Origin of the sequence: Pseudodesulfovibrio senegalensis, from assembly GCF_008830225.1 — a bacterium.
Taxonomy (GTDB): Bacteria; Desulfobacterota; Desulfovibrionia; order Desulfovibrionales; family Desulfovibrionaceae; genus Pseudodesulfovibrio; species Pseudodesulfovibrio senegalensis.
Genome location: NZ_WAIE01000004.1, coordinates 193,478 through 206,436, shown reverse-complemented (window position 1 = coordinate 206,436; position 12,959 = coordinate 193,478). Strand labels below are relative to the sequence as shown.

Annotated in this window: 11 protein-coding genes; 4 read left to right on the top strand and 7 right to left on the bottom strand. The window is 58.5% G+C overall.

The window, feature by feature from the left end; all coding sequences use genetic code 11:
* Nucleotides 1–3: 3 nt before the first annotated feature.
* The gene (locus F8A88_RS10960) at nt 4–2,151 is read right to left on the bottom strand and encodes a PAS domain S-box protein (RefSeq protein ID WP_161598396.1); all 2,148 of its coding nucleotides are present in this window, start codon (nt 2,149–2,151) and stop codon (nt 4–6) included.
* A 383-nt stretch (nt 2,152–2,534) separates the two neighbouring features.
* On the opposite strand from F8A88_RS10960, the gene F8A88_RS10955 reads away from it, so the two are divergent.
* The 3 genes from F8A88_RS10955 (at nt 2,535) to F8A88_RS10945 (ending at nt 5,558) form a co-directional block, all read left to right on the top strand.
* Nucleotides 2,535–3,752, top strand: coding sequence for a DEAD/DEAH box helicase (locus tag F8A88_RS10955; protein ID WP_151151195.1), 1,218 nt, complete (start codon nt 2,535–2,537; stop codon nt 3,750–3,752).
* A 148-nt stretch (nt 3,753–3,900) separates the two neighbouring features.
* Nucleotides 3,901–4,164: an RNA recognition motif domain-containing protein gene (locus tag F8A88_RS10950; protein ID WP_151151194.1), complete on the top strand. Its 264-nt coding sequence runs from the start codon at nt 3,901–3,903 to the stop codon at nt 4,162–4,164.
* Nucleotides 4,165–4,517: 353 nt separating this feature from the next.
* Entirely contained in the window at nt 4,518–5,558 is a 1,041-nt protein-coding gene (locus tag F8A88_RS10945; RefSeq protein WP_161598395.1) for a transglutaminase-like domain-containing protein, read from the top strand.
* Nucleotides 5,559–5,631: 73 nt separating this feature from the next.
* Here the strand turns inward: F8A88_RS10945 and greA are convergent, their stop codons facing one another.
* From greA to F8A88_RS10930, 3 genes are all read right to left on the bottom strand, one after another.
* Nucleotides 5,632–6,120 carry a transcription elongation factor GreA gene (gene greA / locus F8A88_RS10940; RefSeq protein ID WP_151151192.1) on the bottom strand — a complete coding sequence of 163 codons (489 nt, stop codon included), beginning with the start codon at nt 6,118–6,120 and terminating at the stop codon, nt 5,632–5,634.
* A 119-nt stretch (nt 6,121–6,239) separates the two neighbouring features.
* Nucleotides 6,240–6,893: an RluA family pseudouridine synthase gene (locus F8A88_RS10935; protein WP_151151191.1), complete on the bottom strand. Its 654-nt coding sequence runs from the start codon at nt 6,891–6,893 to the stop codon at nt 6,240–6,242.
* Nucleotides 6,886–7,782, bottom strand: coding sequence for a hypothetical protein (locus F8A88_RS10930; RefSeq protein ID WP_241667426.1), 897 nt, complete (start codon nt 7,780–7,782; stop codon nt 6,886–6,888). Before F8A88_RS10930 ends, F8A88_RS10935 begins: the two co-directional genes overlap by 8 nt.
* Here F8A88_RS10930 and mnmM point away from each other — a divergent pair.
* The gene (mnmM, locus tag F8A88_RS10925) at nt 7,775–8,347 is read left to right on the top strand and encodes a tRNA 5-(aminomethyl)-2-thiouridylate-methyltransferase MnmM (protein WP_241667425.1); all 573 of its coding nucleotides are present in this window, start codon (nt 7,775–7,777) and stop codon (nt 8,345–8,347) included. The two genes, F8A88_RS10930 and mnmM, sit on opposite strands and share 8 nt — an antisense overlap.
* A gap of 56 nt (nt 8,348–8,403) precedes the next feature.
* Here the strand turns inward: mnmM and F8A88_RS10920 are convergent, their stop codons facing one another.
* From F8A88_RS10920 to F8A88_RS10910, 3 genes are all read right to left on the bottom strand, one after another.
* Nucleotides 8,404–9,957: a lectin like domain-containing protein gene (locus tag F8A88_RS10920; protein ID WP_151151190.1), complete on the bottom strand. Its 1,554-nt coding sequence runs from the start codon at nt 9,955–9,957 to the stop codon at nt 8,404–8,406.
* A 121-nt stretch (nt 9,958–10,078) separates the two neighbouring features.
* Nucleotides 10,079–11,272 carry a glycosyltransferase gene (locus F8A88_RS10915; RefSeq protein ID WP_151151189.1) on the bottom strand — a complete coding sequence of 398 codons (1,194 nt, stop codon included), beginning with the start codon at nt 11,270–11,272 and terminating at the stop codon, nt 10,079–10,081.
* A complete protein-coding gene (locus F8A88_RS10910; RefSeq protein WP_151151188.1) occupies nt 11,269–12,939 on the bottom strand; it encodes a methyltransferase domain-containing protein in 1,671 nt (556 codons plus the stop codon). Before F8A88_RS10910 ends, F8A88_RS10915 begins: the two co-directional genes overlap by 4 nt.
* Nucleotides 12,940–12,959: the final 20 nt, after the last annotated feature.

The window sequence follows — 12,959 nt, the reverse complement described above, 5'->3', positions numbered from 1 at the left end:
AGCCTAGCACCCGGCAACAGAGGGCCTTTGGGCAAAAAGGCCGTCCAACAGTTCCCCGAGCTCGTGCATGTCCACGGGCTTGGCCATGTAGGCATCCATGCCCATGGCAATAAAGCGGTCCCGGCTTTCGGGCATGGCGTGGGCGGTCATGGCCACGATGGGCGTTTGTTCGTTGCGGCTACCGGATTCCCGAATGACGGCCACGGCCTCTTCCCCGGTCATGATGGGCATCTGCATATCCATGAAAATGCAACTGAAATCATGTTCGTCAGCCATGTTCACCGCCTCGGCGCCGTTGGTGGCGCACATAACCGAGGAATAGCCGAGCCGTTCCAGCATGCGCAAAACCGCCATGCGATTGACCCGTTCGTCCTCCACGAGAAGAATACGGGCGTCCTTGCGGTTGGTGGGAACAGGCGCGGGCCCCCTGTCTTCCTCCTCCGGTCCCGCGGCAACGGCACTCCCGATCCCAAGGCGCAGCAACACGCAAATCTCAGTGCCCTTTCCCTCTTCCGTGGCAATGCTCATGCTGCCACCCATCATGAGCACCAGCCGCCGCACAATGCTCAGGCCCAGCCCTGCCCCGCCGTACTTGCGCGCATAGGAGCCGTCCACCTGGGTGAAGCTCTGCATCACGTACTCCAGCTTGTCATCCGGTATGCCGATTCCGGTGTCCGAAATGGTGAAAAGCACCTCCGCGCTGTGGCCGTCCTCCGATGTACGCATAATCGAGGCATCGATGAAAACGCTCCCGGCTTCGGTGTATTTGATGCTGTTGCCCATGAGGTTGTAGAGCAGTTGCCGGATGCGGGTCACATCGCCAAGCAGCATGAAATCGTCGCCGCCGGAAACATTCCAGTCCACCGCAAGCCCCTTGGCCGAAGCTTCATGGGCAAATGACCCGACTACGGGATACACCGTGTCGCGCAGGCGGAACTCGGAATCCACGATGGACAGCTTGCCTGCCTCGATGGCTGAAAGATCCAGAAGGTCGGAAAAAATCCTGAGCAGGCTCCGGCCGGAAAGAATGGCCGTGTTCACGAATTCGTGCTGCTCATCGGTGAGCTCCGTGCCCAGAACCAGCTGCAACATGCCCAGCACACCATTGAGCGGCGTGCGTATTTCATGACTCATGGTGGCCAAAAACTCGTTCTTGGCGCGGTTGGCCGACTCTGCCTGCTCCTTGGCCAGCGTGAGATCCCGCTCGGCCTGCCTGCGTTGCGTGACATCCGTGATAATGGAAAACAGCTTGACCTGCCCGTCCAGCTCCATGGGGCAGGAAAAGACCTCCACGTCGCGCAGTTCGCCCGACGCCAATCGGTGCTGGAACAGAAACGACTCCGGCCTGCCGTCGAGGACTTCCCTGATGAACCCGGCAACACGGCGGTGCGACAGAGGATTGAGATCATGCACGCTCATTGCCAACAACTGTTCGCGCGGATACCCGTAGTAACGCATGGCCGCGGGGTTGGCGTATTCGATACGGCCGTCTTCCGTGTTGACCATGAGCATGGGGAGCATGTTGCTCTCGAAAAACCTGCGATGCCGCTCCTCGCTGTGTTGCAGGGCCTCCTGTGCCCGTGCCCGTTCCCCGATCTCGTCCCGCAGCCTTTGGTTGACCGCGGAAAGTTCCCGGGCACGCTCGGCGGCAAGCCCTTCCATTCCGGCCAGAGCGTGTTCCTGCTCCTCTTCCCTGCGCTTGCGCTCAGAAATGTCCCGGGCAATGGACAATATGGTGGGATAACCGTCGTACATGAATTTCCGGGCGCTCACCTCCACGGGAATGCGCCTGCCGTCGCTGGCCGTATGCGTTATTTCGAACACGGCGTTGGGACGGGATGCAAAGCGCTCCGCAATCTCCGGCACAAGGTTGCGCTGGTCCGCGGCGTCGATGTCGCGAACGGACATGGTCAGCAATTCCTCGCGGTCGTAGCCGAGGCGCGCGCACGCGGCCTGATTCACGTCGATGAACGGGCCGCGGCGTCCGTCCGGCAGAACCCGAAACACGAAAACGGCATCCTCCACGCCGTCGAACAGCAGGCGAAACCGCTTCTCACTCTGGTCCAGCTCGGCTTCAAGTTGCCGAATCCGCTCCATGGCCTGTCCCATGTCCTCGGGCCGTCCTGTGTATTTGCTGCCGCTCTGTTTCATTGCCTTCCTGTCCATGCGCACCGAATACTTCACATTCCCAATATACCATAAGGCAACACTTTCACATCGGTTTCAATTATTACCGACACAATCCGGCAGGGACAGGGTATGGCTTCCGAACCGCCGCGATCCCGACAAAAAGCACCAAGAGACAATAAAAAAAATATAATGCTTTACTTTGCCTCCGCATTGGTAGACAAGGGGGCACAACTCAGCGTGACTGGACGCACGAATACTTCTTCGCCCCATTCGGGCAACTCACGTTCGCGTCAGTCAAAAGATTTACTCCCCCCGTACCAGAGCCATCCTAATCCAGTCCTGGCAACACCAGGATCGACAGCTGTCACGCGCCGTCGTTTGCTTTTATTCTTACCCAAGGTTTTATGACTTTTACGAATTTTTCCTTTGATCAGCGCATTGTCGCTGGCATCCAGGCCTGCGGCTACGAGACCCCCACTCCCATTCAACAACGCGCCATTCCCAAGGTCCTTCAGGGCCGCGACGTTTTGGGCCTTGCCCAGACCGGCACCGGCAAGACCGCGGCGTTCGCACTCCCCATCCTGCAGCGCCTGCTGGATGCCGGAAATACCAAAAAGGCACCCAGCGTACTGATCCTGGCACCGACCCGCGAGTTGGCCATGCAAATCCAGGAGAACTTTGCTTCCCTCGGAAAGCAAACGGGCATTCGCAGTTCCGTGGTCATGGGCGGCGTTGGCATGGGGCCGCAGATCAAGGCGTTTTGGCAGTCCAAAATCATCGTCGCCTGCCCCGGACGACTTGTCGCGCTTATCAGCAAGGGAGCCGTTCGTCTCGACGACATCGACACCCTGGTTCTTGACGAAGCGGACAGCATGCTCGACATGGGTTTCATGCCGGACATCAAACGAATCATCGCCCGGCTGCCGAAACAACGACAGAATCTCCTTTTTTCCGCCACCATGCCCACGGCAATTCGCAAGTTTGCCGACAGGATCCTTGTGGATCCCGAAACAGTTCAGGTGTCCAACACCGAACCGGTCACCAGTGTGGAACATTCCTTCTATACGCTGCAGAACAACCACAAGACCGGCATACTGGAAACCCTGCTTGCCAAAAATGCCCATGAAAGCGTGCTCATCTTCACCCGCACAAAACACAAGGCAAAGAAGCTTTCGCAGCAACTGCTCAACAGCGGCTACGAAAGCACATCCCTGCAAGGCAACATGAATCAGGGACAGCGCCAGCGCGCCCTGGACGGTTTCCGAAAGGGACGCTTCAACATCATGGTTGCAACGGACATAGCCGCCCGCGGCATCGACTGCGACTGCATCACCCATGTCATCAACTATGACATGCCCGATACCGTCGAGACATACACGCACCGCATCGGCCGTACAGGCAGAGCCGGGAGATCGGGAAACGCAGTCAGTTTCGTGACCAGAGAGGACAAGACCCAGGTTCGGACCATCGAACGGGTCATGAAAATAACCATCGAGCAGCATTCGGCCGGAGATTTCAAGAAGTCTGCCGGCATGGGCCGGAATCATGCCGCCCCTTCCGGGAAAAGGCCCGTGCGCCCCGGAAGACGCAGCCACGGACGGATGAACAACGCCGCTGCATAACACCAATAGTTCAATGGCATTGCCGTTTTTCATCCCTGCCGCACCGCGGTGAACATTGAAAATCGGCCGTTTACAAAGCAATTAATAATGTCGGGACAGCCATTGTAGCGCTGCATCGACCAACAAAACCAATACTCAGGAGACAATCATGGCTAAAAACTTATACGTGGGCAACCTCGCATGGACAACGACTGAAGCTGACATCCGCACCGCCTTTGAAGCATACGGTGAAATCACCTCCATCAAGCTCATCGAAGACCGTGAAACCGGCCGGCCGCGCGGATTCGGCTTCGTGGAAATGGATGACGCCGGAGCGGACGAAGTCATCGCCAACTTCGACGGCAAGGACTTTGGCGGACGCACCCTCAAGGTCAACATCGCCAAGCCCCGCGCCGAACGCCCCCGCTGGTAGTTCGACAGTTTGCGAAAGCAGGCACTCCACGCCGCCCCTCTTCCGAGAGTGGCGGCGTTTTTTTATACCCAAAAAAACAGTGCCGCTCCTCCGGTCGACACAAAAAACAGTCCCGTGCCCATGCCCCCTTTTCGGCCGGTTTATTGGCTACGCAGCCCGGAATACACATGGCCCCGAAAGACGACATCCCCGCCCCTTTCAATCGATGACAGGCGGTATCAGATGATAAACGCCAGTTAACGACACCCTGCATCTATCCAGACTACACATCTTGAAATAAGGCTTTAAAAATGCCAAAAGCATCGATCTACACGGCGCACAAAGCTTCAACATCAACACAGGGAAAACTCGTCATGAACTTCGTCCGACTCGACCGTAATGGACTTGCGCTGCTTCTGGTCATTGCGGTGATACTGCCTTTGCTGCAGGCCAAAAACGCCTGTGCCGATCGATCGTACAGAATGGTGTATTCTTTCACTCCCACAACCGGAACAGACAACAGGCTGTGGGTTCCCGTGCCCGTGAAATGGGACGGACAGGGAACCGTGGACGCGGAAATCGTGGAAATATCTCCGGCAACAGGCGCCCGGTCCAACGAGCAATCGGGAAACAAACCTGTCAGCTGGCCGGATTCGGAACTGGACAACAACCTCTCGGTAACATTCGATGTGGAACTGGCGCCGGTCACCCTGCCCGTGGACCCCAATGCGACATGGGGCAGCTACGCCACAGGTACGCAGGAATACCAGTTCAACACGTCGGCAACCAGCTGGGTCCAATGTGACGACCAGACGATCATCGACCAGGCTTCAAGCATTGTAGGCAGCGAGACCAATCCCTACAACAAGGCCAACGACATCTATACGTGGGTGAAGAACAATATCAGCTATCAGGACGGCGTGCGACAGGACGCACTGAACGTGCTCAGCGAGCGCAAGGGCGACTGTGCGGCCTTTTCCATCCTCTTTGTCGCACTGTGCCGCGCCGAAGGTATTCCGGCCAGAAACATCTCCGGATTCCTGGCGCACGACCAGTATTTCAACGTGGCGACCCAGTTCAGGGAAGGAACATGGAACTGCCTGCAGGCCCCCCGCGGCTTTTCCACGCACGTCTGGGCGGAATTCATGCTCCCCGGCGGACAATGGGTGCAGGTGGACCCCACCCATTCCTTTTTTGGCGCCATCCCCTATGAGCGGGTTATCCTGTCCAAGGGAAACGAGGTTCTGCTCGGCTGGATGACGCGGCCGTGGTTCCACCTTCCCGTGGCCAATTCACAGGTGCATGACAGCTCCGTCAGCCTGAGCATCACTTATCTGGGAACTTCGGGCATCGAGCACCCCGCTCCCACGGCATTGCCCACTGCTGCCAACACCCTGCTGCTGCTTTCCAACTAGACGACGGCAATGCACATGAAAAAAGGCGCGGGCCGAACAGCCCGCGCCTCGCGTTCACTCGTATGGTGAAAACCTAGTACTTGGTTCCCAGGTATTTCACGGAGATGATTTCGTATTCAATGCGACCGCGCGGGGCGTCCACGGTGATCTCGTCGCCCACTTCCTTGCCCAGCAGGGCCTGGGCCACGGGAGACTGCACCGAAATGCTTCCGTCCCGGGCATAATCCGCCTCGTCCGCGCCGAGCAGAGTGTATTTCTTGACCTCTTCGGTATCGAGGTCCTCCAGCTCCACGGTAGCGCCGAATCCGATGACGTCGTCCTGCTCCAGCGTGTCGAGATCCACGACATTGAAATAGGGCATGCGCGACTGCAGAAGATTGATGCGGCCCTCGAGAAATCCCTGCCGTTCACGCGCGGCGTGGTATCCGGCGTTTTCCTTGAGGTCGCCTTCCTCGCGAGCCTCGGCAATGGCCTTGATGACTTCAGGCCGTTCCTTCTTGAGCTGTGCCAGCTCTTTTTCGATCCGTTCGTAACCCTGAACGGAGATGGGAATCCTTTCCATGATGGTCGTACCTTACCTTGTGTCGTATTATGCCTGCCCGACAACAAAAGTTTCACGGACAGGCAATCCTTTTGGGTAGATCATTGTGCCGCGCCGGTCAAGGGGTGTACGCAATCCGCTTAAAAGGGTACCGGGGCCGCAAAACGCACGGTTTTCCCAGCGCGAGGGTGTGCGAACTCCAGAAAATCGGCATGCAGCAGCAATCGTCCGGCAGAATGCGCGTTGCCGTACAGCCCGTCTCCGGCGATGGGACAGCCCAGTCCGCGCTCGTGGGCCGAATGAACGCGCAGCTGGTGCGTGCGCCCGGTGAGCGGGACAAAGCGCATGCGCGCCCGGCCCCGCTCCACGCCAAGGCACTGCCAGCGGGTGACGCCGACCTTGCCGCGCTCCGGGTCGAACACCTGCCGGGGGCGGTCGTCCGGGTCCAGACGAAAGGGCAGCTCCAGCTGCCCGCTCTGCCCCGGCATCATGCCCTCGGGCACGCCTTCCAGCACGGCGGTGTATTTCTTGGTGACCTTCCGGTTCTGAAACTGGATGGAAAGATTGCGGTGGGCTTCGGTGGTCAGGGCGTAGACCATGACCCCTGAGGTGGCCATGTCCAGCCGGTGCACGGACGGCTGTTCAATGCATGCGGGGAACAGGGCGCGCAGCCGCGAGGACACGCAGTCCTGCTTGTCCGGACCGCGCCCCGGGATGGAAAGCAGGCCCGCAGGTTTGACCAGCACGACCACGGATTCGTCGTGGTGCAGGATGTCCAGTCCGGCGTCAGACATACAATTCCTCCAGCCCGCAGAGCATGAACCCGAGGATGGGACGGCATTTTTCCCGGCAGGAAGGATACAACCGGCCATGCTCGCGGGTTCCGGAACGGTTGCTGCGGCCCCAGTAGAATTCGGCAATGCCCAGCGGCACCAGACCGTTGCGCGCGGCGTGGTGCAGCAGCTTGGGCGCGCAGCAGTCACCGGTGCCCGTGGGAATGCCCCTGTCCGGGCCAAAGACCTGCGCAAGACAACGCTCGTTGCCCCGGGAATCACGCAGCCGGTACAGTCCGTGCAGTTCGGCCATGAGCGAGCGGGAAAGCTCCCGGCGTTCACGCCGCAGGCGCGCATACGTTTCACTGCCCGGTTCGTGTTCCCGCATCATCCGGCCCAGTTCCTTGACGCGGCGTTCCCCGGGCGTATTCACGCGCTCGAACTCGTCCACGTCCACCAGCGGGCCAACCCAGCCGGGTGCCAGCCACTGTCCGTTGAACTGACCGGAAAAGGCCTTGACCAAACCCGTGCTCCCGTCCGCATTGCGAAAAGCCATGACCCCGAACATGTGGCCCCGGGCCTCGCCGAACAGGGGGGCCGTGGAGTACGCGGGGTCGGCCTCATGCGCAGGGCGGCAGAAATCGATGCGGCCATGGGCTTCCAGATCGCGCATGAGCTGCTGCGCGGCCCGGATGGCCGGGCGCCCCGGCAGGGTGTGCTCAACCCCGCAACGTGCGCACGGGCCGCTGCAGGACACATCTGCCACATGGGCAAAGGACGATTCGTTGTTCTCGGGCATGACCGGCCCTTCATGCCCCAAGAAACGCGAATCGTCCAGACTTGCCACGGCTCCGGGGTCGGGATACACAATCGTGGTCCGGCAACCCCAACCCCGAGCCGCCATGTTCATCAGCCATACCGTCAGTTTCGTGAAAAACGCCATGGGAAACGTGATCCGCCCGGGCGACGCCGTTATCGACGCCACCGTGGGCGGCGGGCTGGACACCCTGTTCCTGTCCAAAGCAGTGGGACCGCAGGGTACTGTCTTCGGATTCGACGTGCAGCAACATGCGCTGGACAAGGCTGCGCAACGCCTTGCTTCAGAGCCGGCCCCGGATAACGTGCGCTTGTTCCTTGCCGGGCACGAGACCATGGCCGAACACATTCCGTCCCGTTTTCACGGCTCAATGGCCGGAGCCATGTTCAACCTCGGCTACCTTCCGGGCAGCGACCAGAGCGTGATCACGCGCCCCGCCTCGACCTGCGCGGCCATTGACGCGGCGCTGGGGCTTTTGCGCAAGGGCGGCGTGATCTCCACGGTGCTCTACACCGGGCATCCGGGCGGCGAGGACGAGGCCCGAAGTGTGGAAAGCCACTGCGCATCACTGCCCATGGACACGGCACGCATCATGCGTTGCACCATGCACAACCAGCCCACGGCCCAAACCCGAATCCTGTTTTTGGAAAAACGCTGACAAAAAAAAGGCCGCATGCTTTCGCACGCGGCCCTGTTCATGACATTTTGATCAAACTACTGCAAAAGCAGCAGCGGAATTCCCGGATTGATCATGTCGGATTCTTCCGCGGCAAAACCCTTGATGCACAGATTGTAGTTTGTCAGTCCCTGATCGGCCACCAGATCGCTCCAGGTCGTTCCGTCCAGGCTCACATAGCTCTGCCCGGACGAGGCCGTGGCCTTTGAGGAATAGTCCGCTTCCGGACACTCCACGATAACAGGATGAACCACGTTGGCCGTGCCCAGCTTGATCACGATGGAAAAGTCCTCACCCTGCGTCAGGGAAACAGGGGAATCCAACGGCAGCGACACATAGCCGGGAGCCGAAACATCGCCGCTCTGGGGTCCCATGGCCAAGATTCCGGTGTTCGGAGCCCCGCTCACACCGGTATACACATAGATTTCATAGGTGCTGTCCACGCCCGGATTGAAAAAACTCACGCATTCGAGCGCGTGGTCGTCCGAGGCTGTAAACACGTTGGCCATCCAGCTCGTGTCCGAACTCAGGGAAATCTCCCCGGTGGGTCCCAAGGGATCATAACAATAGACCGCGTCATACTCGTCGGTATCCGAGGAAACGAAAACCGCGCCGTCTTCCAAGGAAATCGCAGCGTCCTCATAGGAAATCCAGAAATAGCCGCTCTGGCCCCAGCCTGTTCCCCATGAATTGCGCACCAGCCATGCGCCGTTTGCCGTGGGCTGGCTGGTAAAATTGGTGCGCGGATAATCGTCGTTCCAGCCGACAAAGGTCACCTGATGGTTGGGTTCCTCCGCGCCGTTGTAATAAAACGAGGCTGTGGCGGCGTTGTAGCTGCCGTCATCCCAATACATGCCGGTAGAGACCGCGCCGATATTCTTGATGGCGTACTTCATGTTGTCCGTGAACGTACTGCCGCCCGGAACGATCCACACGGCCGAAAGATGGCGCATTGGTTGCACGTCCGTGCCCGGCGCAGTGGAAAAATCCTCGTACGGCACGTCGGCCTCGCTGACCGGGCCAGTCCAGCGGGAAAACAGCGCCATGCTGATTTCGTTGTTGCCGCCCTGATCGTAGGTCTCGTCGTCGCCAGGATCGACTACATGCTTGTCATAGGCCACGTATTCGGCGTTGAAGTCGTTGTAGCCAAAATAGGCGTGGTACTTTTCCGAAAGGTCCATGGAGACGCCGTCACTCATGAGCCGCGTGGACTCCAGCGAGGCCATGGCCGCGAACGTCCAGCAGGTGCCGTAGGGGTTCTGGTCGCGTATGGGCGTGACCATGCCCAGATCCACAAGGCTGTAGGACGCTTCCGTGGGAACCGGATTCCAGGCCATGTCCTGCGCGGCCTCGGCTGTCGGCACGATGGATGTGCCGTGCAAATGCTCAAGATTGAGCGGCGACGGTCGGTAGCCCAAAGGATGCCCGGCAGACACCGTGCCGGAGACTTGTGCGCCTGCAGCGGCGCGCTCGGCAATGTCGGATCGCCATGCGGAAAAATCCGGATCGACCGGACCAACCGTTACAGTAAATGCAAAAGCGGATACGGCCATGCCCCACATGAGACACGCGCAAACAAGAACACGCAACATGATGACTCCTCGCAAATGTACGGATGGACTTCGCCCCAAACCCCTCGCACGAAATGTATGCGAAAACGTTGTATTTGACCAACACTATAAAAACAACGAAGGGCTAAGACAGGCGCATCTTTTAAAAAGGAGCTTGCAGGCTTATCTCTTTCATTATGGCTTTGAAATAAACAATCCCTTGCGCCCTGCTATCCATGCAGGAAGAATATAATGAAAACAATTCCTTCAAATGCGCATAGTGTTCCGGGAAACGCAACAGGTTACGAAGATACGAATACAGTTCCTCTTCCATGTCCTGCACGGATAGTTTTTTCACACATTCCGGAGTTTCGGAGTAGGACCCCACATCGACAACAACCAGAGGCACGCCCACGGAAAGGGAATCAACGACAACCCCGGAGGTCTCCCCCATTGTCGGATACCGCAGTGCACAGTTCACATGCATGCTCGATTGCAGGCACATGAAATCATCTTCATTCACCCTGCCGTAGAATCGAATGCGACCATCGGTCCTGCGTTCAAATTCCAGCAAATCCCTGCACGGCTCTGAAACACTGCCCACAACATGAAGACGCACATTGTCATGTTCGCTCAAAAGACGTTCGGCCACGCGGGCCATGACATCGACCTTCTTGAAAGGGGAAACGATCCCGAAGACGCCGATATTGAAACAGGTATCGTCAACATCGGCGTGCTTGCGGCAGCTCGCTGCGATACGTTCCGACGTATGCAGCAAAAGATCGATTCTATGCACCGGAAGTTCGGGCATGGCCGCCCTGACCCGCCCGGCCACAAAATCCGAACTCACGAGGCAGGCCGAAGCGTGCTCCAGAAAAGGTTCGAACAGGGGCATGTCGATCACGCACGGCAAATCCCAAACCCCGCAGCCCTTGGCCACCAAGGCTTCGACCATTTCGCGAACATTGGTGCCATAGTGCTTTTCAAGGATGGAAAAGTATTCTTGCGTCTTGTTCTCGACCAGCGTCATCTTGGTGACCAAATGGTGCAGCACCATGTCGTGAAGATGTACGATACACGTGTAGCGTTCCAGATATTCCAGATAATTGACGTGAAACTCGTTGTTGCCCATGTGTACGACGATTGCGTCGTAAGGGCTTTGCTGTTCATGCGCATGAAAATCTTCAAGCGCGTGAATGGTCACCCCGTCCATGGCGACGGGGTTTGGGTTCTCCGTATAAATGACCACCTCGCAGGGACAATGGTCCACCAGAGCCTTGACGTGGGCATAGGCGCTGTCGGCAATGCCGCTCGGCTGCTCTGGCCAGGGACAAATGGTGGCTATGCGTACGCTCATTGATCCTGCCCCGCCTTCACGGCCACAAGGCAATAATCAAGTCCGGTCAAGAACCACTTCTTTTCCAGCTCGGACGGAGAATCCACCTCGCCCACAACATCCTGATATGGTTGTCGGAGGGTCGGCTTTTGCACATCAAAGCCCAAGAACGAAAGCAGATTCGACACCGCACAACTGCGCAAGGGGTGCACATGGGAAAAGTCCGTATAAAACCATGCCCCGCCCATGACGATGTTGTCCGGGTTCGGCGTTTCCAGCACCAGAACCCCGCCCTTGTCCAGAACCCGGAAACACAGCCCCAAAAGGTGCGTCAATTCTTCAAACGGGAAATGCTCCGCAACATGGATAAGGGAAATCCCGGCGGCACTTTCGGGCTCGGCATTTTCCAGATATTCGAAAATGTCACCCTGCATCACGGGCAGTCCGCGGTCGGTCCCGGTCCGAACCATGTGCGGATTGCCGTCCACACCGCGCACACCGAAACCGCTTGAACGCAACACCTCGACCAGTTCGCCGCGTCCGCAACCCAAATCAACGATGGGCTTTTCCTGCGAAACAGTCCGCACAGGCTCGAACACGGCGGGGTAATCGGCCATGCGTTGCATGACGGATTCCCTGCTGCCCCTGAATTCCTCTTCGAAATTCCGATAGAACGCGTCCGCGTCAAACTGGTCCGAAGTCACGAAATCCCGGGCCTGCAGGCGTCTATCCAGCAACGTTGCGACCTGTTCGGCCTTTCCAAGCCGACGCTCGCAGGAGCTTGCAAATTCGTCCAGGGCAGACTGCTGATCCGTGAACTGACGCATGATGCCGTCCAGAGTCTTTTGCCGCTCCACCCGGAACTGCTCCACAAACTGCTCCACCGCGCCCTGCTGATCCGAGATACTCCGGCGAGCTTCATCAAGCAGGGCCTGCCCGTCTTTTCTGACGGAATCGCCCAACTGCTCAAAGGAGGAACGCTGCTCGGAAATTTGCACGTCCACCTGCTCGAATTTATCCTGAACAGCCTCACGCAGGTGGCCGACCTCCTGTTGCAGGGACCCCACCTCCGCTCTCAACGCTTCGATCCCGGATATCGTCGCGGCCTGATCATGGTGCAGCTCCCGCAAATAACGCCCCTCGTGGGCAATAACGCCGCACAGATGGTCCATGTTCGAAAAAGCTCCACCCACCGTGCGATCCAGACGCCGCGTCCTCGGCGACTGCGGCAGCAAATAAAACGGGAGCCGGAGCACGGGACCCAACAGCGGAATCCGGAAAACCGTGGCCGCCGCAAAACTGCGCAGCAACCCCTTCACTGTGACGCCGCGTTTGCGCCCCTCGCGGCTGTAACGCAACCGTCCGGCAACCTCCACGCGTGAAAGCCCGCCGGAGCGCAAGCGCTCCAGATAGTACCCCAGCCCAGCCTGATCCGGACACCTGCCCAGAATGACTCCGTAGGCGTTGACCAAAAAATCCCGGTCCCAAAAAACCAGAAATTCATTGAGATGGTATTCGTCCCTACCCAATTCCAGCGGAGCCACGGCCTGAAGCCGGGGGAAGGCGCGGGTCTGCATCTCGTAAACGGGCTGTTCGCCCTGCGTTCTGGTATCTCTGGCGCGCAGCTCGTGCTCCAGCTCGTTCAAAATATCTTCCGCAGACTTGTCGTAATATTTGTTTTCACTCATGCTCGGTCCACCGGTTGCAG

Coding starts and splice junctions, on each gene's coding strand:
- F8A88_RS10960 (WP_161598396.1), bottom strand. CDS start 2,151: ATGAAACAGAGCGGCAGCAAATACACAGGACGGCCCGAGGACATGGGA.
- F8A88_RS10955 (WP_151151195.1), top strand. CDS start 2,535: ATGACTTTTACGAATTTTTCCTTTGATCAGCGCATTGTCGCTGGCATC.
- F8A88_RS10950 (WP_151151194.1), top strand. CDS start 3,901: ATGGCTAAAAACTTATACGTGGGCAACCTCGCATGGACAACGACTGAA.
- F8A88_RS10945 (WP_161598395.1), top strand. CDS start 4,518: ATGAACTTCGTCCGACTCGACCGTAATGGACTTGCGCTGCTTCTGGTC.
- greA (WP_151151192.1), bottom strand. CDS start 6,120: ATGGAAAGGATTCCCATCTCCGTTCAGGGTTACGAACGGATCGAAAAA.
- F8A88_RS10935 (WP_151151191.1), bottom strand. CDS start 6,893: ATGTCTGACGCCGGACTGGACATCCTGCACCACGACGAATCCGTGGTC.
- mnmM (WP_241667425.1), top strand. CDS start 7,775: ATGTTCATCAGCCATACCGTCAGTTTCGTGAAAAACGCCATGGGAAAC.
- F8A88_RS10930 (WP_241667426.1), bottom strand. CDS start 7,782: ATGAACATGGCGGCTCGGGGTTGGGGTTGCCGGACCACGATTGTGTAT.
- F8A88_RS10920 (WP_151151190.1), bottom strand. CDS start 9,957: ATGTTGCGTGTTCTTGTTTGCGCGTGTCTCATGTGGGGCATGGCCGTA.
- F8A88_RS10915 (WP_151151189.1), bottom strand. CDS start 11,272: ATGAGCGTACGCATAGCCACCATTTGTCCCTGGCCAGAGCAGCCGAGC.
- F8A88_RS10910 (WP_151151188.1), bottom strand. CDS start 12,939: ATGAGTGAAAACAAATATTACGACAAGTCTGCGGAAGATATTTTGAAC.